21 protein-coding genes and 1 tRNA gene are annotated in these 26,000 nt (G+C 61.8%); 11 read left to right on the forward strand and 11 right to left on the reverse strand.

What is annotated here, in order from left to right; translation table 11 throughout:
- Positions 1 to 88: 88 nt before the first annotated feature.
- Positions 89 to 1,975: an MFS transporter gene (locus tag ACP7EG_RS01930; RefSeq protein ID WP_426086205.1), complete on the forward strand. Its 1,887-nt coding sequence runs from the start codon at positions 89 to 91 to the stop codon at positions 1,973 to 1,975.
- Positions 1,976 to 1,978: 3 nt separating this feature from the next.
- Here the strand turns inward: ACP7EG_RS01930 and ACP7EG_RS01935 are convergent, their stop codons facing one another.
- Both ACP7EG_RS01935 and ACP7EG_RS01940 read right to left on the reverse strand, forming a co-directional pair.
- On the reverse strand, positions 1,979 to 3,520 hold the full coding sequence (locus ACP7EG_RS01935) for a hybrid sensor histidine kinase/response regulator (RefSeq protein ID WP_426086206.1): 1,542 nt from the start codon (positions 3,518 to 3,520) through the stop codon (positions 1,979 to 1,981).
- An 8-nt stretch (positions 3,521 to 3,528) separates the two neighbouring features.
- Positions 3,529 to 5,037, reverse strand: a complete 1,509-nt coding sequence (locus tag ACP7EG_RS01940; protein ID WP_426087119.1) for an ATPase domain-containing protein — start codon at positions 5,035 to 5,037, stop codon at positions 3,529 to 3,531.
- 423 nt (positions 5,038 to 5,460) lie between these two features.
- On the opposite strand from ACP7EG_RS01940, the gene ACP7EG_RS01945 reads away from it, so the two are divergent.
- From ACP7EG_RS01945 to ACP7EG_RS01970, 6 genes are all read left to right on the forward strand, one after another.
- Entirely contained in the window at positions 5,461 to 6,675 is a 1,215-nt protein-coding gene (locus tag ACP7EG_RS01945) for an efflux RND transporter periplasmic adaptor subunit (RefSeq protein WP_426086207.1), read from the forward strand.
- A gap of 15 nt (positions 6,676 to 6,690) precedes the next feature.
- Positions 6,691 to 9,855 (forward strand): efflux RND transporter permease subunit, encoded by a 3,165-nt coding sequence (locus ACP7EG_RS01950; protein ID WP_426086208.1) that lies wholly within the window; start codon positions 6,691 to 6,693, stop codon positions 9,853 to 9,855.
- Between the two features lies 1 nt (position 9,856).
- Positions 9,857 to 11,305: an AdeC/AdeK/OprM family multidrug efflux complex outer membrane factor gene (gene adeC, locus ACP7EG_RS01955; RefSeq protein WP_096237121.1), complete on the forward strand. Its 1,449-nt coding sequence runs from the start codon at positions 9,857 to 9,859 to the stop codon at positions 11,303 to 11,305.
- Positions 11,306 to 11,373: 68 nt separating this feature from the next.
- A complete protein-coding gene (locus tag ACP7EG_RS01960) occupies positions 11,374 to 11,988 on the forward strand; it encodes a TetR/AcrR family transcriptional regulator (RefSeq protein WP_426086209.1) in 615 nt (204 codons plus the stop codon).
- A gap of 104 nt (positions 11,989 to 12,092) precedes the next feature.
- Positions 12,093 to 12,169: transfer RNA gene (locus ACP7EG_RS01965), tRNA-Pro, on the forward strand.
- Between the two features lie 376 nt (positions 12,170 to 12,545).
- Positions 12,546 to 13,583, forward strand: a complete 1,038-nt coding sequence (locus tag ACP7EG_RS01970; RefSeq protein ID WP_426086210.1) for a hypothetical protein — start codon at positions 12,546 to 12,548, stop codon at positions 13,581 to 13,583.
- A 14-nt stretch (positions 13,584 to 13,597) separates the two neighbouring features.
- Here the strand turns inward: ACP7EG_RS01970 and ACP7EG_RS01975 are convergent, their stop codons facing one another.
- Both ACP7EG_RS01975 and ACP7EG_RS01980 read right to left on the reverse strand, forming a co-directional pair.
- A complete protein-coding gene (locus ACP7EG_RS01975) occupies positions 13,598 to 14,038 on the reverse strand; it encodes a tyrosine-type recombinase/integrase (protein WP_426086211.1) in 441 nt (146 codons plus the stop codon).
- Complete coding sequence (locus ACP7EG_RS01980) at positions 13,962 to 14,267, reverse strand: hypothetical protein (protein ID WP_426086212.1); 306 nt, start codon at positions 14,265 to 14,267, stop codon at positions 13,962 to 13,964. Before ACP7EG_RS01980 ends, ACP7EG_RS01975 begins: the two co-directional genes overlap by 77 nt.
- Positions 14,268 to 14,700: 433 nt before the next feature.
- Between ACP7EG_RS01980 and ACP7EG_RS01985 the strand changes: the two genes are divergently transcribed.
- The 4 genes from ACP7EG_RS01985 (at position 14,701) to ACP7EG_RS02000 (ending at position 18,889) form a co-directional block, all read left to right on the forward strand.
- Positions 14,701 to 15,213, forward strand: coding sequence for a penicillin-insensitive murein endopeptidase (locus tag ACP7EG_RS01985; protein WP_426086213.1), 513 nt, complete (start codon positions 14,701 to 14,703; stop codon positions 15,211 to 15,213).
- Positions 15,210 to 15,590 carry a hypothetical protein gene (locus tag ACP7EG_RS01990; RefSeq protein WP_426086214.1) on the forward strand — a complete coding sequence of 127 codons (381 nt, stop codon included), beginning with the start codon at positions 15,210 to 15,212 and terminating at the stop codon, positions 15,588 to 15,590. The genes ACP7EG_RS01985 and ACP7EG_RS01990 overlap by 4 nt, the downstream gene beginning before the upstream one ends.
- Before the next feature lie 181 nt (positions 15,591 to 15,771).
- Positions 15,772 to 17,781: a S9 family peptidase gene (locus ACP7EG_RS01995; RefSeq protein ID WP_426086216.1), complete on the forward strand. Its 2,010-nt coding sequence runs from the start codon at positions 15,772 to 15,774 to the stop codon at positions 17,779 to 17,781.
- Positions 17,782 to 17,830: 49 nt separating this feature from the next.
- Positions 17,831 to 18,889 (forward strand): hypothetical protein, encoded by a 1,059-nt coding sequence (locus ACP7EG_RS02000; RefSeq protein WP_426086217.1) that lies wholly within the window; start codon positions 17,831 to 17,833, stop codon positions 18,887 to 18,889.
- A 4-nt stretch (positions 18,890 to 18,893) separates the two neighbouring features.
- On the opposite strand, the gene ACP7EG_RS02005 is transcribed toward ACP7EG_RS02000, so the two are convergent.
- The 7 genes from ACP7EG_RS02005 to ACP7EG_RS02035 form a co-directional block, all read right to left on the reverse strand.
- Positions 18,894 to 19,634 carry a glycosyltransferase gene (locus ACP7EG_RS02005; RefSeq protein ID WP_426086218.1) on the reverse strand — a complete coding sequence of 247 codons (741 nt, stop codon included), beginning with the start codon at positions 19,632 to 19,634 and terminating at the stop codon, positions 18,894 to 18,896.
- Complete coding sequence (locus ACP7EG_RS02010; RefSeq protein WP_426086220.1) at positions 19,631 to 20,275, reverse strand: class I SAM-dependent methyltransferase; 645 nt, start codon at positions 20,273 to 20,275, stop codon at positions 19,631 to 19,633. Before ACP7EG_RS02010 ends, ACP7EG_RS02005 begins: the two co-directional genes overlap by 4 nt.
- Positions 20,272 to 21,042 (reverse strand): PIG-L deacetylase family protein, encoded by a 771-nt coding sequence (locus ACP7EG_RS02015; RefSeq protein ID WP_426086221.1) that lies wholly within the window; start codon positions 21,040 to 21,042, stop codon positions 20,272 to 20,274. Before ACP7EG_RS02015 ends, ACP7EG_RS02010 begins: the two co-directional genes overlap by 4 nt.
- A 1-nt stretch (position 21,043) precedes the next feature.
- Positions 21,044 to 22,072, reverse strand: a complete 1,029-nt coding sequence (locus ACP7EG_RS02020) for an acyl-CoA dehydrogenase (protein WP_426086222.1) — start codon at positions 22,070 to 22,072, stop codon at positions 21,044 to 21,046.
- A 144-nt stretch (positions 22,073 to 22,216) separates the two neighbouring features.
- The gene (locus ACP7EG_RS02025) at positions 22,217 to 22,843 is read right to left on the reverse strand and encodes a hypothetical protein (RefSeq protein ID WP_426086223.1); all 627 of its coding nucleotides are present in this window, start codon (positions 22,841 to 22,843) and stop codon (positions 22,217 to 22,219) included.
- A gap of 145 nt (positions 22,844 to 22,988) precedes the next feature.
- Positions 22,989 to 25,067, reverse strand: coding sequence for a methyl-accepting chemotaxis protein (locus ACP7EG_RS02030; RefSeq protein WP_426086224.1), 2,079 nt, complete (start codon positions 25,065 to 25,067; stop codon positions 22,989 to 22,991).
- A 56-nt stretch (positions 25,068 to 25,123) separates the two neighbouring features.
- A complete protein-coding gene (locus ACP7EG_RS02035; protein ID WP_426086225.1) occupies positions 25,124 to 25,915 on the reverse strand; it encodes a TorF family putative porin in 792 nt (263 codons plus the stop codon).
- Between the last annotated feature and the right edge of the window lie 85 nt (positions 25,916 to 26,000).

Below are 26,000 nucleotides of genomic sequence, written 5' to 3' on the forward strand. Positions count from 1 at the left end.
GACGCCGAGCAAGATGACGACATTCAGATTGTCGTGCGCAGGATAGTGCTGTATTTTAGCAATTCCTTAATTGCCAGTTCCCCATGCCATGAGTCAAAGTAGCCAGTTTTCCTTATTGTCGCAGCGCCGTTTCGGGCCCTTTTTCTGGACCCAGTTCTTTGGTGCCTTCAACGACAATCTGTTCAAGACGGCGCTGATGGTGATCCTCGCCTATGACGCGCTGAGCTGGACCACGCTCGACCCGTCCACCATCACCAACCTGATCCCCGGCCTGTTCATCCTGCCCTATGTCGTGTTTTCGGCCACGGCGGGCCAGCTGGCCGACAAGTTTGAAAAGGCGGGCCTGGCGCGTTTCGTCAAATGGATGGAGCTGGCCATCATGGCCGTGGCCGCCGCAGGCTGGATGACGCATACCCTGTGGCTGCTGGTAGCGGCCGTGGTCGGCATGGGCGTGCATTCGACCCTGTTTGGTCCCGTCAAGTATGCATATCTGCCGCAGCAGCTGAAACGCGAGGAGTTGGTCGGCGGTAATGGCCTGATCGAGATGGGCACCTTTGTCGGCATTTTATTGGGCGAAATCCTCGGCGCCGTCTTGATCGTGCACAAGCCGCTGGGCGTGGAACTGGTGGCCGGCGCGACGATTGCCGTGGCCATTTTCGGGCTGATCGCCAGCTACCGCGTGCCGCACACGCCCGCGCCCGAGCCGGACTTGAAGGTGAGCCTGAACTTTGTCGCCGAATCGTTCCGCAACCTGAATTTTTCGCGCAAGAACCGTCCCGTCTTCCTGGCCATGCTGGGCAACTCCTGGTTCTGGTTTTACGGCGCCCTGATCCTGGCGCAGTTCCCTGTGTACTCGAAGGATTTCCTGCATGGCGACCACAGCGTCTTCGTACTGTTGCTGACGGTGTTTTCCGTCGGCATCGGCACGGGTTCTTTGCTGTGCGAACGCTTGTCTGGCCACAAGATCGAGATCGGCCTGGTGCCGTTCGGCTCCATCGGCTTGTCGCTGTTCGGCATCGACCTGTATTTCGCCAGCAATGCCTATGCAAATACGCAAGTGGTCGACGCGCTGGCTTTTGTGGGCCAGGCGGGCGTGCCACGCATTTTGCTCGACATCGTCATGATCGGCGTGTTTGGCGGCTTCTTCATCGTGCCCCTGTTCGCCCTGATCCAGACGCGCTGCGACCCGAAACACATTTCACGCACGATTGCCGGCATGAATATCTTGAATGCCCTGTTCATGGTGGCGGCGGCCGGCGTGGCCATCGTGCTGCTGGGCCAGGGTTTCACGATTCCGCAGCTGTTCCTCGTCACGGCCATTCTGAACGCGCTGGTGGCGGCCTACATCTTCTCGCTGGTGCCGGAATTCCTCATGCGCTTCCTGGCGTGGATACTCATCCAGACCGTGCACCGCGTCAAAGTCGTCGATGGCGAGCGCATCCCCACAGAAGGCGCAGCCGTGCTGGTGTGCAATCACGTCAGCTATGTGGACGCCATCGTCATCATGGCGGCCAGCCCGCGCCCGATCCGCTTCGTCATGGACCACCGCATCTTCAAGATGCCGCTGATGGGCTGGATCTTCCGCACGGCCAAGGCGATCCCCATCGCGCCGGCCAAGGAAGATCCTTTCCTGATGGAAAAGGCCTTCATCGATATCGCGCAAGCGCTGCACCAGGGGGAACTGGTGTGCATCTTCCCCGAAGGCAAGCTGACGCGCACGGGCCAGATCAGCGAATTCAAGGGCGGTATCGCCAAGATCGTCGAACGCAGCAAGGTACCCGTGATTCCGCTGGCGCTGCGCGGCTTGTGGGGCCATCTGTTGAGCCACCGCAATGGCCATTTGTTCGAGCGCGCCTTCAAGGCAGGCTTGCGCTCGCGTCTGTCGCTAGCCGTGGGCATGCCCGTGGCGCCCGAGGCCGCCACGCCGGAGTTGTTGCAGCAAAAGGTGCAGGAATTGCGCGGCAAGTGGAAATAAACGTCATTCCGCTCGCGTAGCGGCGCCCGCGCGCTGCGCCAGGTGCGCGTGCAGCAGGGCGGCGATGGCGGCGAAATCCACCGGCTTCGTCAGGTGGTGGTCGAAACCGGCCTGCTCCGTGCGTGCGCGCGCTTCGCCCTGGCCCCAGCCCGTCAGAGCGATCAGCAGCGCGTCGCGCCCTTGCGCGCGCTGGCGGATCTGGCGCGCCGCTTCGTAGCCATCCATGCCCGGCATGCCCAGATCCATCACGATTAGTTGCGGCCAGGCCATGTCGACCGCTGCCAGCGCCTGCGCGCCGCCATACGCGACCTTGGCGGCATAGCCCTCCAGCTGGAACAGGCTTTGCAAGGTATCGGCCGCATCGCGGTTGTCGTCCACCACCAGCACTTGCAGCGGCTGGTGTGCGCTGGCGGGCGACTCGCTGCCGGCGGCGGCCGGCGTGGCGGCCGGGATGTCGCTGGCGCTGGCCGGCAAGGTGACGATGAAGCGGCTGCCACGGCCGGGGCCGTCGCTGCAGGCGTCGATGCTGCCACCGTGCAGCTCGGCAAATTGGCGCGCCAGACTGAGGCCAATGCCCAGGCCGCTGGTCATTTCGCCCACCACCGTGCGTCCCTGTTCGAACATGGAAAAGATGCGCGCGATGGCATCCGGCTCGATGCCGATGCCATTGTCTTCGATGACCACCTGCAACTGGTCTTGCGCCTGGTGTGCCGTGATGTGGATGTGGCCGCCGTCCGGCGTGAACTTCACGGCATTCGAGACGATGTTGGCAAAGATTTGCACCACCCTGGCGTAGTCGGCGTGCAAGGTCACGGCATGCGGTGGCAGATCGAGGGTGATGCGGATGTGCCGCTTGCTTGCCGCAGGCTGGCACAGCTCGCTCACATGGTCGAGCACTTGCTGTAGCTCAAACTCCTTGCGCTGCAGCAACACCTTCCCGCTGGTGATGCGCGCCACGTCGAGCAAGTCATCCACCAGCCGCGTCAGGTGCGTCACCTGGCGTTCGATCACGTCGCTCACCTTGCCGACCTGCTCGGATGCCGGGAACAGGCGTTTGAGCAGGGCCACGGAGGACTTGATGGGCGCCAGCGGATTGCGCAGTTCATGCCCGAGACTGGCAAGGAATTCATCCTTGCGCCGCTGCGTCTCGCGCACCTGGTACTGGCGCTGGCGCGCGCGCAGCATGGCGTGCGCCGACGTGATCAGGGTCAATATGTGCACGGGGCGTTCCAGCAGGGTCAGGTTGCCCAGGGTGGCAATGGCTTGCCGCAAAGACAGGGAATCGAGCCCCGCGTGCGTCAGCAGGATGATGGGCAAGTCGGACCAGTCCGGCTGCTGCCGGGCGTAAGCGTCGAGCACGGAGTAGACGCCTGCTTGCAGCGCTTCGTCCACCGTCAGCACGCCGCCGGCGCCCAGCGCCAGCTGCTCGGCCAGATCGCCGGGAGAGCGGCAGGCGTGGCTGGCGATGGCGCTGCTTGCGAATACCGTGCCGGCCAGGGCGGCATCCTGGCCGGCAGGCGCGTAGATCAGGATGCGCTGCTCCATGGCAATTTCTAGGGCAAGCCCGACAGGATGCCGTGAAAACCGGCCAGGGCCGGGCCGATGCGGATGCCCTGCGGGCTGATTTCGAAGCGGCGGCTGCTGCGTTCGTGCGCGCAGCCGCGTTCCTTGAAGATGGAAATGGCTTGCCGCACCTCGCCTTCCGTTTCGTAATAGCGCAGCATGATGACGCTGTCGGCCAGGTAGCTGGCGTCGGCCGAGGTGGTCATGTAGTTGCCCAGCATGTTTTGCTGCACGCCGACAAGCAGGGTGACCACGCCGCACTGGCCCAGGTAATTGAGCAGTTCATGCAGGTAGGTGCTCTGGAAGCGCTCATCGGGCACCGCATGCATGTAGCCGTTCAGGCTATCGATGACGATCACGCGGGCGCCCCGTCCCGCCGCGTCGACCACGGCCTGGGCGAATTCGCCCGGTGTCAGCTCGGCCGGATCAATCTGCTGTGCGCTCAGCAAGCCTGTGTCGAGCGCCGCCTGCAGGCGCATGCCCACGTTGTCGGCCCGGTTCAGCAGCTTGCTGCGCGCTTCTTCGAACAGGAACATGGCGCACGGTTCGCCGCGGCCCGTTGCCGCGTGCACGAATTGCGCCGCCAGGGTGGACTTGCCGCTGCCGGCGGGGCCGGAAATGAGGGTGCTCGTGCCTTCTTCCAGGCCGCCGCCTGTCATGGCGTCGAGTTCGGGCACGCCGCTCGACAGGCGCCGATGGTCGCCATCGCGCCGCGTATCGGCTGCCACCAGGCGCGGATAGACGACCAGGCCGTCACGGGCGATCTTGTAGTCGTGCGTGCCGCTGCGAAACGGCACGCCCCGGTATTTCACCACCCGCACGCGGCGCCGGTCATTGCCATACGCCTGGTTTTGCAGCTCTAGCGAGATCACGCAATGGGCCACGCTACGCACTTGCAAGCCGTCGTCGAGCGGGGAACGGTCATCGATCAGGATGGTGGTGCAGTGCCGACTGGCCAGGTATTGCTTCAATGCCACTACCTGGCGCCGGTAGCGCAGGGGATTTTCCGCCAGCAACTGCAGTTCGGACAGCGAATCGAGCACCAGGCGCGCCGGGCGGTGCTTGTCGATGGCGGCCAGGATGCGCTGGTTGGTCGAGGCCAGCTCGATTTCGGACGGATGGAAGATGGTGTACTGGCGCTCGGGGTCGAGCATGTCGTCGCTGGGCGCCACCTCTTCGATGGCGATGCCGGCCAGGTCCCAGCCATGCGACAGCGCGGCGCCGCGCAGCTCGATCTCGGACTCTGCCAAGGCGAGATACAGCACGGGCGCGCCGCTGCGCGCGCCTTCAGCCAGAAATTGCAGCGCCAGGGTGGTCTTGCCTGTGCCTGGCACGCCTTCGAGCAGGTACAGGCGCTCGGCCAGCAAGCCGCCCGTGAGTACGGTGTCGAGGCCGGGGACACCCGTCGACAGCAGTGGTGGCGCGTCGGGGCCGCTCGCGCCCCCGTGTTGCGCCGTTCCTTGCGCTCCTTGCACTTGCCCTTGCGCCTGTGCTGTCATCATCGCGCCCCCGCTTTGCCACGCCGTTGACAGGATAGTAGCGCGTCTGCCGGGGCATGTCTTTTCGATACCATTGGTAAATATTCATGGCGGTGGGCTTGGCCGTGCCGGGAAGTGTTGCACACATGATCGCCGCTTCAGCAAAAAACGCATTACCCTGCTACAGTATCCATTCAATCCAACCTTCCCGCTTTGCCATATTGCCGCCGTCCACCAGGTTTTTGTTTGACTTTGCTGGTGTGCCGACGCTGTTGCTGTCCTCTATTTATTGCTGTATTGATAATTTAATTAGCTTGTTAGTTGCTATGTTTCAATTGTAACGATGCTTGACGATTTTAGAATGATCGTTCATTCTTTGATCTGCGTTAATAAATTTAGTCATTTCTAACGACACTAGCCAGCTTCTTTTTCAGAAAGTCCAAGATGCAACCAACCTTTTCATTGACGTCGCCGCGTACGAGCGGCGCTATTGCCGTTCTGTGCGCCACTGTAATCATGGCCGGCTGCGGTAAAAAACAGGAAGCACCTCACGCGCAGCAAGCGCCACAGGTGGTCGTGTTTACTGTTAATCCGGCCGCGTTGCCGATGAGCGCCGAATTGCCCGGCCGTACGAATGCCTACCAGGTCGCCGATGTGCGCCCGCAAGTCGGCGGTTTGATCCAGAAGCGCCTGTTTGTCGAGGGTAGCGATGTGAAAGCGGGCACGGCCCTGTACCAGATCGATTCCGCCACCTACCAGGCTGCCGCCAATTCGGCCAAGGCCGCGCTGTCGAAAGCCAAGGCCAACTTGCTGACGGCCGGTCCGAAAGCCTCGCGCTACAAGGAACTGGTTGCCATCGAAGGCGTGAGCCGCCAGGAATACGATGATGCCATCGCTGCGTTCGAGCAAGCCAAGGCAGACGTCGAGTCCGCTACTGCGGCGCTGGAATCGGCCAACATCAACCTGCGCTACAGCACCGTGACGGCACCGATCAGCGGCCGCACCAGCCGCTCGTCCGTGACGGCCGGCGCGCTGGTGACGGCAGGCCAGGCCGAAGCGCTGACGACGGTGCAGCAACTCGACCCGATGTATGTCGACGTGACCCAGTCGAGCACCGACCTGCTGCGCCTGAAACGCCAGATGGCTGACGGCTCGCTGAAGAAAGTGGGCGATGGCCAGGCCAAGGTCGACCTGATCCTGCCGGACGGCAGCAAATACAGCGAACCGGGCAAGCTGCAGTTCGCCGGCGTGACGGTCGATCCGACCACCGGCAACGTGATCTTGCGTGCGCTGTTCCCGAACCCGAAAGGCGAATTGCTGCCAGGCATGTACGTGCGTGCGCAGCTGGAAACGGGCGTGGATGAAAAAGCCATTACCGTGCCGCAAGTGGGCGTGACGCGCAACCAGAAGGGTCAGGCAACCGCCTTGATCCTGAACAAGGAAAACAAGGTCGAGCAGCGCGTGCTGACCACCAGCGGCACCGTCGGCACCAACTGGCTGGTGACGTCCGGCCTGGCCGCAGGCGACCGCGTGATCGTGGAAGGCTTGCAAAAAGTCAAGCCAGGCGCGCCCGCCGTTGCCGTGCCGGCCAAGGCTGAAGCTGCTCCTGCTCCTGCCGCCGCCGCTTCTGCCGCCGCATCGGCTGCCAGCGCCCACTAATTCAGGAGAATATTAATGGCCCGTTTTTTCATTGACCGCCCGATTTTTGCCTGGGTGGTCGCGATCGTGATCATGCTTGCCGGCGTGATTTCGATCCTCAGCCTGCCGATCGCGCAGTACCCGAGCATCGCCCCGCCGTCGATTTCGATCAGCGGCTCCTACCCTGGCGCCTCCGCCAAGACCGTGGAAGATGCTGTCACCCAGGTCATCGAACAAAAGATGAAGGGTATCGACGGCTTGCGCTACATGGCCTCGTCGAGCGATGCCACTGGCGGCATCAGCATCACGCTGACGTTTAGCAGCGGCACCAATCCCGACATCGCCCAGGTGCAGGTACAGAACAAGCTGCAGTTGGCCACGCCACTGCTGCCGACGGCTGTCACGCAGCAAGGCCTGGTCGTGTCGAAAGCCACGAAGAACTTCCTGATGGTGTTCGGCTTCATTTCCGAAAACGGCAAGATGGACCAGACCGACTTGAGCGACTATGTTGCCGCCAACGTCGTCGATCCGCTCAGCCGTGTTGCCGGTGTGGGCGATGTGACACTGTTCGGTTCGCAGTACGCCATGCGTATCTGGCTCGACCCGGCCAAGCTGCAAAGCTTCAACCTGACCCCGGCGGACGTGATCACGGCCGTGCAGGCGCAGAATGCCGAAGTGTCGGCCGGTGAACTGGGCGGCACGCCGTCCGTCAAGGGCCAGCAGCTGAACGCGACCGTGTCGGCGCAAAGCCGCTTGCAAACGGTGGAGCAGTTCGGCGCCATCTTGCTGAAAACCACGACCAACGGTGCCATGGTGTACCTGAAGGACGTGGCCAGCATGGAACTGGGCCGTGAGAACTACAACACCGTGGCCCGCTACAACGGCCATGCGGCCACCGGCGTGGCGATCAAGCTGGCGACGGGCGCGAATGCACTCGATACGGCGAATGCGGCGAAAGCCATGCTGGGCAACCTGAGCAAGCAATTCCCTGAAGGCATGAGCTACCAGGTGGCGTTCGACACCACCCCGTTCGTGAAACTGTCGATCGAAGAAGTGGTCAAGACGCTGGTCGAAGCGGTCATCCTGGTATTCCTGGTGATGTATCTGTTCCTGCAAAACTTCCGCGCCACCTTGATCCCGACCATGGCCGTGCCGGTCGTGCTGCTCGGTACCTTCGGCATCCTGAATGCGTTCGGCTATTCGATCAACACGCTCACCATGTTCGCCATGGTGCTGGCCATCGGTCTGCTGGTCGATGATGCCATCGTGGTGGTGGAAAACGTCGAGCGCGTGATGAGCGAAGAGGGCTTGTCGCCGCTGGAAGCGACGCGCAAGTCCATGACGCAGATCACGGGCGCGCTGGTCGGTATCGCCATGGTGCTGTCGGCCGTGTTCGTGCCGATGGCCTTCTTTGGCGGTTCGACGGGCGTGATTTACCGCCAGTTCTCGATCACCATCGTCTCGTCGATGGTGCTCTCAGTGGTTGTCGCGCTGGTGTTTACGCCAGCCTTGTGCGCCACCTTGCTCAAGCCGGTCGAGAAGGGCCATCACGCCAGCAACAAGGGTTTCTTCGGCTGGTTCAACCGCAGCTTCGACAGCAGCAGCAACAAGTACCAGAGCGTGGTTGGCAGCATGATTCGTCACCGCGGCCGTTCGATGCTGTTGTATGTCATCTTGCTGGCCGGTCTGGTATTCGTCTTCATGCGCCTGCCGACCTCCTTCCTGCCGGAAGAAGACCAGGGCATCCTGTTTACGCAGATTCAATTGCCGACGGGCGCCACGCAAGAGCGCACCCTGAAAGTGATCGAGCAGGTCGAAGACCACTTCATGAACAGCGAGAAAGACAACGTCGCTTCCGTGTTTGCCGTCGCCGGTTTCAGCTTCGGCGGTAACGGCCAGAATACAGGTATCGCCTTCGTGCGCCTGAAAGACTGGTCGCTGCGCAAGGACGTGGCGCAAAAAGCGCCGGCCGTGGCCGGTCGCGCCATGGGCAAGTTGTTGCAGATCAAGGATGCGATGGTGTTTACGTTCGCCCCGCCTGCCGTGCTGGAACTGGGTAACGCCACCGGTTTCGACATGCAGCTGCAAGATATCGGCGGTGTCGGGCATGACGCTCTGATGGCGGCGCGTAACCAGTTGCTGGGCATGGCGTCGCAGAATCCGGCCATGGTCGGCGTGCGCCCGAACGGCCAGGAAGATACGCCGCAGTACAAGATCGACATCGACCAGCAGAAAGCCACCGCGCTGGGCTTGCAGCTCTCGGAAATCAACCGCGTGCTGAGCGTGGGCTGGGGTAGTTCATATGTCAACGACTTCCTCGACCGTGGTCGCGTGAAGAAAGTCTTCATGCAAGGCAATGCCGAATCGCGCATGCTGCCGGAAGACTTGAACAAGTGGTTCGTGCGCAATACCGCTGGCCAGATGGTACCGTTCTCGGCCTTTGCCACCGGCAAGTGGATTTACGCCTCGCCACGCCTGGAACGCTACAACGGCTTGCCGTCGGTAGAGATCCTCGGTACGCCGGCGCCGGGCCAGAGCACGGGCGCGGCCATGAACGCGATGGAAGAAATGGTCGCCAAGTTGCCGCCTGGCATCGGTTTCAGCTGGACCGGCGTCTCGCTGGAAGAGCGCGAATCCGGTTCGCAGACGCCGCAGCTGTATGCGCTGTCCCTGCTGATCGTGTTCCTGTGCCTGGCTGCGCTGTATGAAAGCTGGTCGATCCCGTTCTCCGTGCTGCTGGTGGTACCGCTGGGCGTGATCGGCGCCGTGCTCGGTACGTGGATGTTCGGCCTGTCGAACGACGTGTACTTCCAGGTGGGCTTGCTCACGGTGGTGGGCCTGTCGGCGAAGAACGCGATTCTGATTGTGGAGTTTGCCAAGGAAATGCAGGAATCGGGCATGTCGCTGCTGGACGCGACCTTGCATGCGGTGCGTCTGCGTCTGCGTCCGATTCTGATGACCTCGATTGCCTTCGGCCTGGGCGTGTTGCCACTGGCCATCTCCAGCGGCGCCGGTTCCGGCAGCCAGAACGCCATCGGTATCGGCGTGCTGGGCGGTATGTTGACGGCCACCTTCCTCGGTATCTTCTTCGTGCCGGTATTCTTCGTGCTGGTGCGCGGCTTCTTCTCGAAGCCGGACGCGCCCGCCACGCCGGCGACGCCTGGCTCGCCAGCCGTCACGCTTTCCAAGGATGCACATTAATATGAAAAAATCACTACTCTCCATGGCGGCACTGGCCTTGCTGGCCGGTTGCAGCCTGGCTCCCACGTATGAGCGTCCGGCAGCGCCGGCGCCCACGGCGTGGCCGACCGGTCCTTCCTACAAGGCCGACACGGCCGCCGCCGACGCCAAGCCGGTGGCGGACGTCGCCTGGCGCGAGTTCTTTGCCGATGCGCGCTTGCGCCAGGTACTGGAACTGGCGCTGGCCAACAACCGCGACCTGCGCGTCTCGATCCTCAACATCGAGAAGGCGCGCGCCACGTATGGCATCGAGCGCGCCGCGCTGATCCCGACCCTGTCGGCGTCCGGCGGTCAGTCGGCCAGCCGCGTGCCGAAGAACGCCAGCGCCAACGGCGAAGCGTCCATCAATCGCCAGTACACGGCGAACCTGGGCGTCTCGGCCTACGAGCTGGACTTCTTCGGCCGCGTGCGCAGCCTGTCCGACAGCGCGCTGGAACAATATCTGGGCACGGAAGAAGCACGCCGTGCACAGCAGATCAGCCTGGTGGGCGAAGTGGCCAGCACCTATCTGAACCTGGTGGCCGACCAGCAGCGCCTGCGCGTGGCGCAAGATACCTTGAAGAGCCAGCAGTCGTCGTATGACCTGGCCGTGCGCCGCTTCAGTGCCGGTGCGACTTCCGGCCTGGACAAGTACGATGCCCAGACCAGCGTCGAGTCGGCCCGTTCCGACGTGGCTGTCTTCACGAGCCAGGTGGCGCTGGATCAAAACGCGCTGGTCCTGCTGGTGGGCGGCCCCGTGCCGGCCGACTTGCTGCCGCCAGCCGAGTTCGGCGCCGTGACGGCCCTGGCGGACATTCCGTCCGGCGTGCCGTCGGACGTGTTGCAACGCCGTCCCGACGTGCTGGCTGCCGAGCGCACCTTGCGTGCTGCCAACGCCAACATCGGCGCGGCGCGCGCGGCCTTCTTCCCGCGCATTTCGCTGACGGCCACGGCCGGTTCGCTGAGCGACAACCTGTCGGGTCTGTTCAAGGCGGGCAGCGGCACGTGGAGCTTCATTCCGCAGATCAGCTTGCCGATCTTCGATGGCGGCGTGAACCGCGCCAACCTCGATATCGCCAAGGTGCAGCGTGAAATTTCCGTGGCGCAATACGAAAAGGCGATCCAGGTCGCCTTCCGTGAAGTGTCCGATGCGCTGGCCCAGCGCGGCACCATCGACGAGCGCCTGCAATCGCAGGTTTCGCTGGTCGAGGCGTCGACGAAGAGCTACACCATCCACGATGCGCGCTACAAGCAGGGCGCCGAGTCCTACCTGAACGCCCTGGTGGCCCAGCGCGCGCTGTACACGGCGCAGCAAAGCCTGATCACGGCGCGCCTGGCCAAATCGACCAACCTGGTGACCTTGTACAAGGTGCTGGGCGGCGGTTGGCAACCTGAGCAGACAGCCGTCGCGGCGGCTGGCAGCGTCCAATAATCACGGGGACGCCGACGCCGGCCTTGCCCTTGTCCGCAGGGGCAGGGCCGGCGCGCTACTGGAAAATCATGAACCAAGTTGAAAAGAAGCATCCGGATCCCGAGCGCGCCAACACGCGGCGCAAGCAGGTGCTCGATGCGGCCGAAAGCTGTTTCAGCCGCCGCGGCTTCCACGGCGCCAGCATGGCCGAGATCTCCAAGGCGGCCGGCATGAGCGCGGGCCACATCTATAATTATTTTGACAGCAAGGATGCGATCATCGCCGCCTTCGTCCTGAAGAACATGGAGCGGGTCACCAACCTGATGCAGGACCTGGCGCAGCGCGAAGACCCGCTGCAGGCCGTGGTCGACAATGCTGGCGAGCATGTGCTGGAAAGCCTGGACCCGAAAACGTGGGTGATGCCGCTGGAGATTTTTGCCGAAGCGTCGCGCAACCCCGCCATCGCGGAAATGTTGCACTGCGCGGATGTGCGTTCGCGCAAGCTGTTTCTGTCGATCATACGCGATGCGCGCATCAAGCGCGGCTTGCCGGCCGACGAAGAGATGCTGGAAGGGCGCCTGAACGCCATGATCGCCATGTACCAGGGCTTGCCCGTGCGGGCGGTGCACAATCCGGACATGAAGGTCGAACCCTTGATCGCCGGTTTCCGCATCGTCCTGACGGCATTGCTGCTGGGCGAGTAGAACGCTGTGCCCCCAGGCTGAAAAAAAACTTTGCGCAGTTCGCTATGAATCATGCGCAAAGCATGGCAAAAACCTAAAAGCCTCTGCTATAATTCTCACCTCGTCGGGGCGTAGCGCAGCCTGGTAGCGTACATGCATGGGGTGCATGGGGTCGGAAGTTCGAATCTTCCCGTCCCGACCATCAGATTCAAGGAGTTACAGCGCAAGCTGTATAGAAACCCAGTACTGTATATTATACGTTTGTATAATATAGGTGCTGGGTTTTTCCGTTTTCAGGGAATAAATTTACCTGCTACCTTACTGAAAAAGTAATAAGCATGGATTGGCACTGCTTACGCAGCAGTGGCTTCAATATGCCAGCTAAAAAGAGAACGCAAGATTTTGTGGAACGACTCAACGTAGTTGAGGTTGGAGAAGCAGAACTTCTTCCACATTGTTCGACCTCAAGAGTTGACTTATACCCGGTAATGCCGGGCGACGAATAATTGTCAGTAATTTGACTTTGCCAATCTTGTCATTTGGTAAAATATCATTTCATTAATTGCACAAGGTTATGCATGAGCCAATCAGAAAACGAAATGGACTTTTCTCTTCGTATTGCGCAGCAAGCCCGAGCGACGAGACGTGCCTATACATTGAGCGCTTTCTTCAGCATATTTGGGATAATAAGTTACATGTTGCCATTTGATCGATTCGGCGATGTGTTCGGGATCGCCCAAGGAATCGTCGGTTCCATCGCATTAGGAGGCGGCGCGCTATCGGGGGCGTTTACGTACTTGCAGTCTGGAGCAAATCGGGGACCAGAGTTGGCGGTAATGACGGCAAGGGAAACAACGCTGGCAACAGAGCGCATTTGCGAATTAGAAGAAAGGATTGATAAACTTTCGACAACCATTCCAGAGTCAGGGCTAACCGCAGACCGATCTACCCGCGAGGCTATTATCGAGTCCTTAAAAGAGAAGGTTGGCGCTGGTGCTATTGCCGATATTTTTGAGGCGAAAGCTGCTGAATTGCGCGAGAGCATCCTGCACCAAGCTAAATTAGATCAGCTTCGCACCAGCTTTGCTTCTGTACGTCGTATTGAGCGTGAAATACGCGATTTACGCCTTCGCTCTAACCTCAACCTATTAATTGGCATGGCAATTACGGGCCTCGGCCTCTTCATGCTTTGGGAAACAGTCGGCCAAATTGAGCGAGCGACCGGAGGTAAGCTGATTATGCCGTCAGTAGAATTGGACTTGGTTCGAGATATTCTTCTCCCTGTCGTCCCGAGAGTTTCGTTGGTCATTTTCATCGAAATTTTTGCTTTCTTCTTCTTGCGTCTCTATCGAGATGGTCTTTCTGAAATAAAATATTTTCAAAATGAGCTGACAAACTTTGAGTCAAAAATGATTGCCGTCGAGGTGGCGCTCTTATCGGCGGATCGCGATTCGCTCAAGGTGGCGCTCGATTCACTAGCCAAAACTGAACGACATTTTATTTTGCAAAAAGGACAGACGACTGTGGACCTTGAACGTGCCAAAGCCGAATCTGAACTAATGCGAAATGTTTTGAAGGCCTTGCCTGAGCTGTTTAAGAAAAGTGAATCGAAATGAACTGACATTGGCCCTTAGTCGTCACTCAACAATGGCCCTTGGTCGTTACTTAACAATGGCAAGGCCATCGGAATCTCGGAAACATCCGCAATCACTTCCTTTATGTAGATATCCGTGGTCTTGCCTGATGTGTGCACCAGGCGCTTTTGAATATCGCTGCGGTTCTCTCCTCTGCGCGCGGCATCCGTGGCCGCCAAGGCCCGGATATCGCGGAACACCACATCATCCTTCATGCCAATGCGCTCCTTTGCGCGATCCCACATCGAACCAAGGCTGGAGCGGGTGTAGGCGCCGCCTTTTTGCATCGGGAATACGAACTGGCTGATCAGCCCATACTTGATTTTCAGTCCACGGGCGCGGGCGATCACTTCGGCAATCTCAGGCGTGACGACGATATCGACCGCTTTGTCGCTGGTTTTTTTGTGTCTTGCTTGGCTTGATCCTGATCCGTCCATCCTCGATCTGTGATTCTTTCAGCATGGGGATATCTATGCCGCGCGCCCACAGCAGGTAGGACCTGTCGATGATGCAGGCGAGCATGGGGCCGCTGGCCGTCGGGATGCTCAAGCCCGTGCCTTTGCGTTCCTTGCTCATCATGCTGGCTTCGCGTATCGCTTGCACTTGCACTTGCACTTGCACATGCGTGGCCAATACCTCGCGCCGTCCAGTCTTGTAGCCGGACATGTCGAGCTGATCGACAAATAGCTCCTAAAAAACACAATTAGCATAATTTTCTGCTTGTGTGAGATGTCACCAGGGGACGCATGAGGTCGATCGTGATGGAAATTTCACAACCAGATAATCTGCAAACTTCTAGACCTCGATCAAACATATCAAAAAGACGATGGCTCGGCAAGGCGTAGCGTGTCGTGCGCTTACCACACTCAACGTAGGCATTTTGTTATTGCTGGCATGGCTGGATAAATGCATCGCCACGACCACTGTGGCCTCCCCCCCGAGTCGACTCACAGGAGACATGCAGAATCGATCCTGCATTCTATTATTGAGACAGAATTGATTTATCCCAAGTCATTGAACTACGACGCCAGCAATAATCGCATTGTCTGGTCACCTCTTGTAGTGTGCATGTCGTATTACTCGCTTAGTGAAGACCATCATGCTGGAGCTTCAACCGAAAGATAAGCGCGGTTACTTTATGCTGCCCCAGGCGCCTGAGGGGGCGGGTTATTACGTTTATGGAAATGTGGGCGGCAGGCTCAATACTGGCCATCAGGCCCAGTATGCCCACCCCAACCTGATGACTCTTATTCTGTGCATTGAACGTGAGTGGCAAGCCATTGACGAGCGCAAGTTTGGTATTGGCAATATCAGTGTCGCTGGTGGCGCCGAATATGATGGCCACGTCACGCACCAGAAGGGGCTTGAAATGGATATTCGGCCGGTCCGGAAGGACAAGCTGACAGGGCAGGAGGCGCGGTTGACACGTTTTGATGCTGCCTATGATCGTGAGGCAACAACCCGGCTGATTCGACTATTTGCACGGCACATGATGGTCCGTACCATTTACTTTAATGACACGGAAGTGCAGAAGGCGATTGGCGGTGGAAGAGTTCGCTCGGCGATACGCCATGACGATCACTTTCACGTCGAGATCAGGAGGTATGCGTGAATTTTCACAGAGCAGGAATTTTGGGTGCGTGCGCCCTGATTTCGTTGGCACAGTCTGCCGAAAGTAGCGTGGAAACGGCTGCCGCCAAGGTACTCAGCGGCCGCTATCAGGTGTACGGCGGCAGCCTTGCCGAGATGCTGCCGCCGACACCGAACGACCGCCATGTGTCATTCAGGTTCAAAGGGCAGAGTGCCCGGGATTTGTTCAATGGCATCGGGCCTGACGTGCGGCGCGAGCATGCCTGCAGCGGCGATCCTGAAGACCGCGAGCGGCGCCGAGGGCATCTTCTGTGCGTCTACAGCAGGGAAAACGGCTACACCTGCCTGCTTGGGCTTGACCTGCGTACAGGCACGAGCGAGGCTGGCGGCGTTTGCTAAGTCCCCCTGGCCGCGCCTGCGTCAGTGACTTGACGGACCTGCCATCCCGCGTTTTCGTCATTCCATCCTCCGCTTTCCGTCCCCTGTCGCTGTAATCAACCTGGCAACACGGCTTTCGCCTATGATTTGCTGGCACGTGTATGTGTGATGTTTCCCTTCATCCAACAACCATGAGGTGTCCATGATTCGCTATGCCCTGCCTGCCCTGTTGTTTGCCGCCGCGCTGCCGGCGCACGCCCAAGCCCCTGTCGATCACCCACTGCTGATCGAGCGGGCGAAGATCTTTGGCAATCCCAGCAAGTCCGGCGGGCGCATCAGCCCGGATGGCAAGTGGCTGTCGTGGATCGCGCCGCGCGATGGCGTGCTCAATGTGTGGGTGGCGCCGGCCAGCGACCTGGCGCAGGCGCGTCCGCTGACGCAAGAGAAGGTGCGTCCCATCCGCAGCAGCTTCTGGTCGCCCGATTCGACAACCCTGCTGTTCATCCAGGACAAGGGCGGTGATGAAAACTTCCTGCTGTATGGCGTGAACGTGGCAACGGGCAAGCAGATCAATTACACGCCGTTCGAGAAGACCCGCGTGCGGATCGTCCAGATCAGTAGCAAGGTCAAGGACCGCATCCTGGTGGGCATCAATAACCGCGATGCACGTTGGCATGACGTGTACAGCCTGGAGCTGGCCAGCGGCAAGCTGACCCTGGTGCAGCAGAATGATGGCTATGGCGGCTACCTGGCCGATGAATTGCTCAATTTGCGTATGGCCAGCAAGGCGCGCGCCGATGGCGGCATGCAGTATTTCCGCCTGACGGACGGCAAGGTCGAGAGCACGCCGCTGACCGAGGTGGGCCTGGAAGACTCGCAGACCACGGCGCCGCTGGCGTTTACGGTCGATGGCAAGACCTTGTACTGGACCGACTCGCGCGGCCGCAATACCTCGGCGCTGCTGGCGCAGGATGTCGCCAGCGGCAAGACCACGCTGGTGGCGCAAGATCCGCGCGCCGATATTTCTGACGCCCTGTACGACACGCGCACGGGCAAGGTGCAAGCCTATTCCGTCGACTATCTGCAGCAGGAATACCTGCCGCTGACGGACGACCTGAAGGCCGACCTGGCCTTCCTGAAAAAGCATGCCAAGGGCCAGTTCAACGTGACTTCGCGCACGGAAGCCGACGACAAGTGGCTGGTGGGCGTCGATGCTGTCACGGCGCCGGCATCGAGCTGGCTGTATGAGCGCAAGACCAAGAAGCTGACGCAGCTTTACGTCACGCGCCCGGAGCTGGAGGGTGCGCCGCTGGTGCCCATGTACCCACAGGAAATCAAGGCACGCGACGGCCTGACCCTGGTGTCTTACCTGACCTTGCCGCAGGCGTCGAAGGCGAGCGCCGGCGGCGTGCCATCGCAGGCGGTGCCGATGGTGCTGCTGGTGCACGGCGGGCCATGGGCGCGCGATACCTATGGCTACAACGGCTACCACCAGTGGCTGGCCAACCGCGGCTACGCCGTGCTGTCGGTGAATTACCGGGGTTCGACGGGATTTGGCAAGCAATTCATCTCGGCCGGCGACCTGCAGTGGGGCCGCAAGATGCATGACGACTTGCTCGACGCGGTGCAATGGGCCGTGAAGAGCGGCGTGACCACAGCCGACAAGGTGGCCATCATGGGCGGCTCGTATGGTGGCTACGCCACCCTGGCCGGCATGGCATTCACGCCCACCACGTTCGCCTGCGGCGTCGATATCGTTGGCCCGTCGAACCTGTTTACCCTGCTGCAAACGATTCCGCCGTACTGGGAAGCGGGCAAGCAGCAGTTTTACAAGCGCATGGGCGACCCGACCACGGAAGACGGCCGCGCGCTGCTGAAGGAGCGCTCGCCGCTGAACTTTGCGCAGAATATCCAGCGCCCGCTGCTGATCGGCCAGGGGGCGAACGACCCGCGCGTGAACGTGGCTGAATCGGACCAGATCGTGGCGGCCATGGCGGCGAAGAATATCCCCGTCACGTATGTGCTGTTCCCCGATGAAGGCCATGGCTTTGCCCGGCCCGTCAACAACATCGCCTTCAATGCGGTGACGGAAAACTTCCTGGGGCAGTGCCTGGCTGGCCGCGCCGAGCCGATCGGCACCACCTTGAAGGCATCCACCGCGCAGGTCAAGCATGGCGCCGAGTTTGCGCCGGGGCTGAAGGAAGCGATGTAACAAACGCTAGTCAAGTAGCAAAGGCGGCGCGCAGGGACAGACGAACGGTTTGGTTCCTCGTGCCGCCGGCATAGCGAGTGCTGCTTGCTTCGACGATGCTGCGCGGGTGATATTTTTTGCTGCAGTTGCTCAATTTTTAGTTAATAGCGATTTTCGCTTGACATCAAATTTGCCTCAATATAATTTCTATTTGGTAATAGTTCTCATCAATTACGCCGGTGCTCCGGCGTATCCCGTATCTTGGTCTTGTCTTTGTAAAGTGAAAATGTACAAACAAATTAATTGGAACCGCGCTCTGATTGTCGTAGGGCTCGTGGTGGTCATTCCGGGCGTGGTTTTTCTTCTATTTTCCTTGGCTGTCAAAGTGATCTGGCTCAGGTATTTTTATGTTGTAGCGTGCCTGCTAGTGGTCGCGGGGACAATTATTCATTCATTTCGCAAGCGTGACGAGGTGCTTGCCAAGCAGGGCACGGAACGCAATGTGTTTGTCGCCAGAATGAAATTTCGCGCCGAGGTCATGGCCGCGTTTGCCCTCATCGTATTCATCGGACCCTACTATCAGATCGGCTTGAGCCTGGATAAATTGGCAAGAAATGAGCGGAGCCATCATCTCAACGCCGCCTCGGCTATTTTCAAGGAGCATCTTCCTCCTGAGTATTGCTTGTCACGCCCGCAGTTGAAAAAGAGTTGTGACACCATCACTCAAGAAATAGCTGCGCTGTATGAAAATGTAATGCTGGATACGGGGGAAGAAGTCACGAAAAATATCGATGGAATTATCTTGCAGATAAAATTACTCGATTTACCCGCCGCAAGTGCGAAGGCCAATGCGCTGGATGAGGGCGTTTCCAAACTGAAAGTGGTTGATTTGAAGGATGGGCTGCTGACATATGCCTTTAGCCTCTTGCCGTTGGTGATCCTGCTATTTGCCAGTTTAGCGGTGTCGTCCAAGGTCGCAGTGGCCTGGGCAGAGGTAAGGGTACGTCTGGGTGAACAGCTCGTGGAGAAGGAGAAGGAGAAGGAGAAGGAGAAGGATGAGGCGGAGCAGGAGGCGCGGCGGCAAAAGCTGGAGGACGAGGCGGGCCGCGCAGAGCAGGCAAGCGCATGATCCCTTATCCTTGATGCTCTGGCAGCATGGCGAGAGTGCACGTTGCCGTCTGCCCTGCCATCGCCTCCACCACCTGCAGCAAGGTATCGCCAAAGCCGCCGCGTGCCCTGGCATGGCGGCGGGCGCTGGTGGTGACGCGCGGTGCGGCGCTCCAGGCGATGTGCGCACCGCATTCTTGCAGCGCGTTGACCATGGCCACGTCCTCGCTGCAGGCCAATGGGGCAAAGCCGCCGGCGCGCAGGTAGGCGCTGGCGCGCACGCCGAAGTTGGCGCCATGGATGTGGCGGTGGCCGTCGGCATCGGTATAGGTCTGGGCGAAGTGCTGGCGCAGCGCAGCGGCACTGGGGCCGTGCGGCGACCAGTCGTCCACCGCCACCGTGCCGCAGACGGCATCGGCGTCCAGGCCCAGCTGTGTGCTCAGCCAGGAGGGCGACACGCGCGTATCCGCATCCGTAAAGGCCAGCCAGCGGGCACCGCGCTGCAGCAGCAGCTGCGCGCCGGCGGCGCGCGCGCTACCCACGTTCTGCGCATGGATGGCGAGGCAGTCGAGACGCCAGCGCAGGTCCGCCTGCATGGCATGCGCCAGCACGATGCGCTGCGACTGGTCGCTGCAGGCATCGAGCACGACGACGATGCACACCGCCTCGCCATGCAGCAAGGGACAGGTGGCGGCAAGGCGCAACGCTTCCAGGCAGGCGCCCAGGCACGCTTCCTCGTTATGCACGGGCACCACCACGCCGATCATGCGAAACCCTCGCGCTGCGCCACCGAGCGCGCATCGTTCGACCAGATCCCCAGCAGGAAGTCGCTTTCTTCGTGCCGCAGCACGCGGTGCAGGCCGGGCGCGTCCTGGAAGGCCGCATGTACGCGCACGGTCGAGACGATGCGCTGCGCGAACGGCGCGCGCCAGTGGCACAGGGCGATGCTGCCGCCCGGCGCCAGGCTGGCGATGCTGTGTTCGACCACGCGCGCCAGCTCTTGCACCGACAGGTAATAGGCGATCTCGCTCAGGACGATCAGGTCGAACTTCTCGGCGCCCGGCAGGATGCGCGGCCAGTCCTGCGGCAGCCGGTGCTGCGCCAGGCTGACGTTGGCGCCGCACCCCGCGTCCAGCAGGCGCTGCTGCGCCAGCCCCAGCGCTTCGGCCGAGAGGTCGGCCGCCAGCACGCGCTCGCAGCGCCGCGCCAGTTCGGCCGTCAGCTCGCCATTGCCGCAGCCCGGTTCATAGGCGTGGCGGTAGCGCTGCTGCGGCAGGCTGGCCAGCAGCAGGGCGCGCTTACGCTCCTCGTACCAGCGCTGGCGCACCCGCCACGGATCGCTATCCTGGCGGTACAGCTGTTCGAAATAGCTGCCGCGCTGGTCGTCCGGTGTGGAAGATGGGGTCATAGAAAATACACCTCCCAGGCATGCAGCAGGCGCTGCAAGGCGTCGCCGGCGACGATGGCGGGGCGGCCCGTCGACGGGTCGTCTTGCATTTGGCTGGCGAAGCAGCGCAGGGCCGCGCGCTTGCGCTGCAGGATGGGGGCCGGCAAGGGCAGGCGGTGCGCGCGGTGCCACGGCACGCGCATGTCGCCCGGCACTGCCCAGTGCCAGCCCCAGACGGGCATTTCCACCAGGGTGGCGCCGCTGGCCGCGCAGGCCGCAGCGCAGGCCCGGCCGCATGCGTCATGGTCCGGATGGCCGTCCAGGCGCCAGGTGGTGAAGACCCTGTCGCCGGGACGCAGCTGGGCTGCCAATGTGGCGCTCAGCTGCGGCGTCATGCCGGCCACGCCGCCATCGGGCAGGTGCAGGCGCAGCCATGCGGGCGACGCCAGTCCCAGCGTGGCCAGCGCCTGCGCGGATTCTTGCGGACGCACCTGGCGCAGGCGTTCCTGTGGCCAGAGGGGCGAGTCCGGGTGGCTGGCGTCGCCATCGGTGACGGCGATGAACAGCAATTGGCTGCCCTGCGCCGCCAGCAGTTGCAGCAAGCCGCCGCAGGCGAGGATTTCATCGTCGGGATGGGGCGCGACGATGACGGCGCGCGTCCCTGGCGGCACCAGGGCATGCGCGCCGATGGCGGGCAGGTCGTTCAGCCCCGGCCAGGATAGCCATACCTGGTCCGGCGTACCGCTGCCTTCGATGCGGCGCGCTTGCTTATCGGATTGGGCCAGCATGTCAGAGCGCCCACGGATGGTCTTCGGCGCCGGCGACGATACCGCCCAGCACGGCCTGGTCGCGTTCCGCATGGCTCTGGCGTAGGAACACAGGCAGGTCGGCCGCCAGGCGCGCGAAGCGGGCATCGCGGCACAGGGGGCCGGCGCCCAGCGCACGCGTGGCCAGGTGCAGGACTTGGGTGGCAGCGTCTTCCACCGTCAGGCGCAGGCGCAGCGCCAGAGCCATCGCATCGCTTTGCGGATGCCTGTCAATCTCGGCGGCGCCTTCGCGCAGCAGGGCGCCGGCGGCGCGCAGTGCGCAGTCGATCTGCCCCAGTTGCGCCAGGCGCACGGGATCGGGCGCGGCGTGCTGCGCGCGCGCATGCAGGTGGCTGGCGACGGCGCAGGCCGCGCCATACCAGGCGGCCGCGATGCCGGCGCCGCCATGCCAGAAGCCGGGGCGCTCCAGGTAGGAGCCCGGAGCGCCCACGGGAAAGGCCCGCGCGCCGGAAAAAGTCACGTCGACGCTGGCGCAGGCGAGCATGCCGACGGCTTGCCAGCCTTCATCCGTGACGTGCACACCGGGCTGCGACAGCGCCACGGATGCCAGGCAAGCCTGGCCGTCCTCGTTCCAGCAGCTGATCAAGGCATGGCTGAGTCCATTCGCCCCGGAGCACCAGGCCTTGCGGCCCTCGAGCACATGGCGCCCATCGGCCGCCTGCTGTAACTGCACGCGCGCGCCCGGCATTTCCGCGCACCATACGCCCCAGCTGCTGCCGGCCAGTACGCCGGGGCCGTCGATTTCCGCCAGGATGGCCAGCGCATCGGTATGGCCCTCGTACAGCTTGAGCAGGGAAAGGTCGATGGCGGCGATGGCGGCCAGCATTTGCCAGCGCTGCAGCGTGGCGCCGTGGCCGGGCAGGGGTAATTGGTCCAGTCCCGCGTCGCGCAAACGCCGCAAGCCTTCTATCGGGTGGAAAGCGCCGTCCTGTGGCTGCAGCAGGGCGGCCAGCGCAGTGTTGGATGGCAGGGGAAAGGCGTTGGGCGACATGGCAAGCTCCTGTTTTTCAACAGAATAGCTTTCTGTTTTCGCAATGTATGTTCGATTCTGCACATACACTCGCTAACGGCCTCAAGTCTATGGCGCGGCTGCGGCAAGCTGCGGGGCCGGGCGGCCCCGCAGCAGATCCAGCGCTTATTTTTTCATGTAGTGCATGTCCAGCACGTACACGCCCTTTTCCTTGTCCAGCATCACCGTGTACAGGTCGTTGCCGCGCAAGGACAGGCCGCCGGGGATGCTTTGTGCAGCCTGCATGCCGTCGTCCTGCATGCAGGACTCGCCCTTGTCCACGTCGACGCACCAGTTGTTCTTGCCATCCCTCAGTACATATTGCACGGTGGTACCGGTCCGCTGGAAGGTATAGGCCGGGGCCGACGAGGTGATCTTGTCGACGCGCAAGCTCGTTGCGGCGGCGTTTTCCGCCAGCTTGATCAGCATGTCAGCGGAGCCATCCGGCTTGCCGGTGATTTTCGCATTCATGCTGTCTGTCGCGACCACGGGGCCGGAGCAATCGGCCTTGAAGTAGGTTTCGCCGGTTGGCGTCAGTTCCAGCGAACCGCTGCCATCGCTCTTGAAGGCGATGACCAGCGTTTGACGGTCATGATGGTCGCAGGCCGACTGCCAGGTGCCGATATACGCGGCCAGCGGCGAGGCGCTGGCGGAATCGCCGGCAAGCTGCTGCGTCGTACCGCCGCCACCGCCACCGCAACCAGCCAGGAGTGCCGTGGCCGAGCCGGTCAATACTGCCAATAGTTTTTTCATGCATCTTCCTTTTCATCCGGCAGCGGCGCGTGCCGTAAGCGCTGCCCGATTATAGGAGGACGGATGGGGTTCAATTCTCACCGAATCTATTGGTGACTTGATTTAAATCAAGAGCAACTCGCTGCCTGCCTGCAGGCAGGCACGCTTAAAACTCTTCCCAGTCGTCGCCAGCCGGTGCCTTGGCGGCCGCGCGCGGCGTTGCCTGCGGCTTGGCAACTGCCAGGCGCTTGGCGGGCGCTGGTGTTGTTGGCGTCACGGTGCGCGGCGTGGCCACGCTTGCTGCCGGTGCCGTCTGGCGCACCTGCTCGCCCAGCTTGAACACGCTCACTACCTGGGCCAGATGGCTGGCCTGGTCTTGCAGGCTTTCGGCGGCGGCTGCCGCTTCCTCGACCAGGGCCGCGTTCTGTTGCGTCACGCCATCCATCTGCGCCAGCGCCTGGTTGACCTGGGCGATGCCGTCGCTTTGCTCGGTGGTGGCGACGCTGATGTCGGCCATGATGGCGGTGACCTTGCGCACGCTGTCGACCACCTGCTCCATGGTGGCGCCCGCTTCATCGACGAGTTTGCTGCCGGCGGCCACCTTGCCTACGGAATCGTCGATCAGCAGCTTGATTTCCTTGGCCGCCGCCGCCGAGCGTTGCGCCAGGTTGCGCACTTCCGTGGCGACGACGGCGAAGCCGCGTCCCTGTTCCCCCGCGCGCGCCGCTTCCACGGCCGCGTTCAGTGCCAGGATATTCGTCTGGAAGGCGATGCCATCGATGACGCTGATGATGTCGACGATCTTGTTTGACGAGTCATTGATCGAGGTCATGGTCGCTATCACCTTGCCGACCACTTCGCCGCTCTTTTGCGCCACGCTCGATGCGGAAGCGGCCAGTTGATTCGCCTGGCGCGCATGGTCGGCATTTTCCTTCACCGTGCCCGTCAGCTCTTCCACCGAGGCGGCCGTCTCTTCCAGCGAACTGGCTTGCTGTTCCGTGCGCGCCGACAGGTCGTTATTGCCTTGCGCAATTTCCGCGCTGGCACGGGCCACGTTGTCGGCGCTGGCTTGCACTTGCAGCAGTACGGCGTGGATCTTTTCCACGAAAGCGTTGAAGCCCTTGCCGATCACGGCCAGCTCGTCTGTGCCCTTGACTTCCAGCTTCACGCGCAGGTCGGCGTCGCCGCTGGACAGGTCCGTCATGGTGCGGCCCAGGGTGCGCAGCGGTCGCGTCAGCTGGTTGACGACGAGGATCAAAATGCCGGCCGTGGCGGCCGCGCACAGCAGGGCGACGATCAGGGTGTAGATCATCAGGTCGCGTGCCGAAGCCGTAGCCACGCTTTTCGGGAAATTCAGTTCCACGCTCCATGGTGCGATATCGGGGTGGATCTGCAGCGGCTGCAGCAAATGGATGTAGCCCTGGCCATCCTCGTATTCATACGGCTGGCCCTGGCGTACCTTTTCCAGGCCGGCAGCCGGCACGTCGTCGGCCTTCTTGCCCAGTCGCTCAGGTACTGGGTGGCTGGCGTACAGGCCACCGTTCGAAATCAGCGCCAGCTTGCCGCCCTCAATCACTTTCAGGCCGGCCAGGATTTTCGCCAGGCGCGTGAGCATGAAGTCGGCGCTGGCCGTGCCCTTGAAGCCGCCATCGATCATGATGGGCGCCACCAGCGAGGCCATCAGCACATCCTTGCCATCGACGGGGTAGATATACGGTTCCGTAAAGTACGTCTTGCCGGTGCGCTTGGGGACGTCATACCAGTCGTTGGCGCCCGGCTTCGGGTCGAAGACGATGGGCTCGACTTGCAGCTTGCCGCCGGCGCCCCGCGTCCAGTAGGGCATGAAGCGGCCGCTGGCGTCGTAGTTAGGCTTCTGGTTGGCAAATTCCGCATCCTTGCCGTCGAGCGCGTTAGGTTCCCACGTCACGGCAGCGCCCAGCAAGTCTTCCGAACTGCTCAGGGTGGCCTTGGTCAGTTCATTGATCTGCTCGCGCTGCAGGGGCAGGCTGGCGCTTTTGGTGCCGCGCATGGCGCCAGCCAGGCTGGAAACGCTGGCCAGGTTGCTGGCGATGCGCGCCTGCAGGGCGCCTGCCACTTCGCGTGCCGACGTGCGCGCCAGTTCCAGTGCGGCCGCCTCGGCGCTGGCGCTGCTCTTGTAGCCGATCACCGCCGCCGTGACGCCCAGGCTGAGGATGGCGAGCGCGGTGGCGGCGACGCAGATTTTGCTGTTGAGAGAAAGTTGCATGAGGCTGTTCCTTGGTAGAGAGGAAATCGGTGTCTCGGGCGTCGCGCGTGGCGCGCCTAGAGCGTCTTGCTGATGGCCAGCACGAAGGTCGTCGCGGCGGGGTTCGAGGTGTCGAACTGGCCCGCCGCATTCGGGATGCCCAGCGTGTAATGATCGTAGGCATCGGTGGCGCCCCAGGCGCGCGTCACGGTACCACTCAGGCTCCAGCCGCCATCGAAGGCCCTGGTGACGCCGACCTTGGCGTCGCGCCAGTTCCAGATGGCATTGCCCGTGCCCGCCACCCGGCCATTGCCGGCGTGCAGATTCAAGGTCCAGGCATTGCCCAGGTCGACATTCGCGCCCACGTCCAAATAACCCGTGCCGCGCGCATTCGTGATGCCGAAAAAGTCCCGCGTGACGGTATGGTTGTACTTGGCGTACAGCATCTTGTAGCTCAGGCCCAGCGACAGTTCGCCATAGTCGTACTTGACGCCTGTGGCGCGGTAGACGGCGCCCGGATACTTGTAATAATACGCCAGTACGCTGTAGCCCAGCTCGCCCAGCGTGCCGCTGTAGCCGCCGTACAGGTCCCATTCGACGGTTGCATCCTCGATATAGCGGTCACTGACGGTGGACGCCCACGTCCCCAGCGACCAGCCGCTCGGGTGCGCGTAGTCGGCACCTGCCTGCAGGGCCGGCTTACCCCAGGTCTGGCGAAAGCCGCGTGAAATGTATTGCGAGGTGAGGCTGGCATTCGCGCTGAAGGTGGCGGCAGTGCTGTCCGTGGTCTGCGCCTGCACGGGCAGGGCGGCGAGCAGGAAGACACAGCCCAGCAAGGATGTTGCAGGAAAATGGCGGTTCGATGGCATGGCAGTCGGCTCCGTATTTGCTGGCAGCGGCCGTCCAGGCACGTTGCCCTGATGGTTGCAATAAATAAATGCGGAATGGACTTTG

This window comes from Janthinobacterium sp. PSPC1-1, assembly GCF_049897625.1.
GTDB classification, from domain to species: Bacteria; Pseudomonadota; Gammaproteobacteria; order Burkholderiales; family Burkholderiaceae_D; genus Janthinobacterium; species Janthinobacterium tructae.

Excerpts from the sequence above, each read along its gene's own strand:
- ACP7EG_RS01930 (WP_426086205.1), top strand. The coding sequence starts at position 89 with ATGAGTCAAAGTAGCCAGTTTTCCTTATTGTCGCAGCGCCGTTTCGGG.
- ACP7EG_RS01935 (WP_426086206.1), bottom strand. The coding sequence starts at position 3,520 with ATGGAGCAGCGCATCCTGATCTACGCGCCTGCCGGCCAGGATGCCGCC.
- ACP7EG_RS01940 (WP_426087119.1), bottom strand. The coding sequence starts at position 5,037 with ATGACAGCACAGGCGCAAGGGCAAGTGCAAGGAGCGCAAGGAACGGCG.
- ACP7EG_RS01945 (WP_426086207.1), top strand. The coding sequence starts at position 5,461 with ATGCAACCAACCTTTTCATTGACGTCGCCGCGTACGAGCGGCGCTATT.
- ACP7EG_RS01950 (WP_426086208.1), top strand. The coding sequence starts at position 6,691 with ATGGCCCGTTTTTTCATTGACCGCCCGATTTTTGCCTGGGTGGTCGCG.
- adeC (WP_096237121.1), top strand. The coding sequence starts at position 9,857 with ATGAAAAAATCACTACTCTCCATGGCGGCACTGGCCTTGCTGGCCGGT.
- ACP7EG_RS01960 (WP_426086209.1), top strand. The coding sequence starts at position 11,374 with ATGAACCAAGTTGAAAAGAAGCATCCGGATCCCGAGCGCGCCAACACG.
- ACP7EG_RS01970 (WP_426086210.1), top strand. The coding sequence starts at position 12,546 with ATGAGCCAATCAGAAAACGAAATGGACTTTTCTCTTCGTATTGCGCAG.
- ACP7EG_RS01975 (WP_426086211.1), bottom strand. The coding sequence starts at position 14,038 with ATGGACGGATCAGGATCAAGCCAAGCAAGACACAAAAAAACCAGCGAC.
- ACP7EG_RS01980 (WP_426086212.1), bottom strand. The coding sequence starts at position 14,267 with ATGTCCGGCTACAAGACTGGACGGCGCGAGGTATTGGCCACGCATGTG.
- ACP7EG_RS01985 (WP_426086213.1), top strand. The coding sequence starts at position 14,701 with ATGCTGGAGCTTCAACCGAAAGATAAGCGCGGTTACTTTATGCTGCCC.
- ACP7EG_RS01995 (WP_426086216.1), top strand. The coding sequence starts at position 15,772 with ATGATTCGCTATGCCCTGCCTGCCCTGTTGTTTGCCGCCGCGCTGCCG.
- ACP7EG_RS02005 (WP_426086218.1), bottom strand. The coding sequence starts at position 19,634 with ATGATCGGCGTGGTGGTGCCCGTGCATAACGAGGAAGCGTGCCTGGGC.
- ACP7EG_RS02010 (WP_426086220.1), bottom strand. The coding sequence starts at position 20,275 with ATGACCCCATCTTCCACACCGGACGACCAGCGCGGCAGCTATTTCGAA.
- ACP7EG_RS02015 (WP_426086221.1), bottom strand. The coding sequence starts at position 21,042 with ATGCTGGCCCAATCCGATAAGCAAGCGCGCCGCATCGAAGGCAGCGGT.
- ACP7EG_RS02020 (WP_426086222.1), bottom strand. The coding sequence starts at position 22,072 with ATGTCGCCCAACGCCTTTCCCCTGCCATCCAACACTGCGCTGGCCGCC.
- ACP7EG_RS02025 (WP_426086223.1), bottom strand. The coding sequence starts at position 22,843 with ATGAAAAAACTATTGGCAGTATTGACCGGCTCGGCCACGGCACTCCTG.
- ACP7EG_RS02030 (WP_426086224.1), bottom strand. The coding sequence starts at position 25,067 with ATGCAACTTTCTCTCAACAGCAAAATCTGCGTCGCCGCCACCGCGCTC.
- ACP7EG_RS02035 (WP_426086225.1), bottom strand. The coding sequence starts at position 25,915 with ATGCCATCGAACCGCCATTTTCCTGCAACATCCTTGCTGGGCTGTGTC.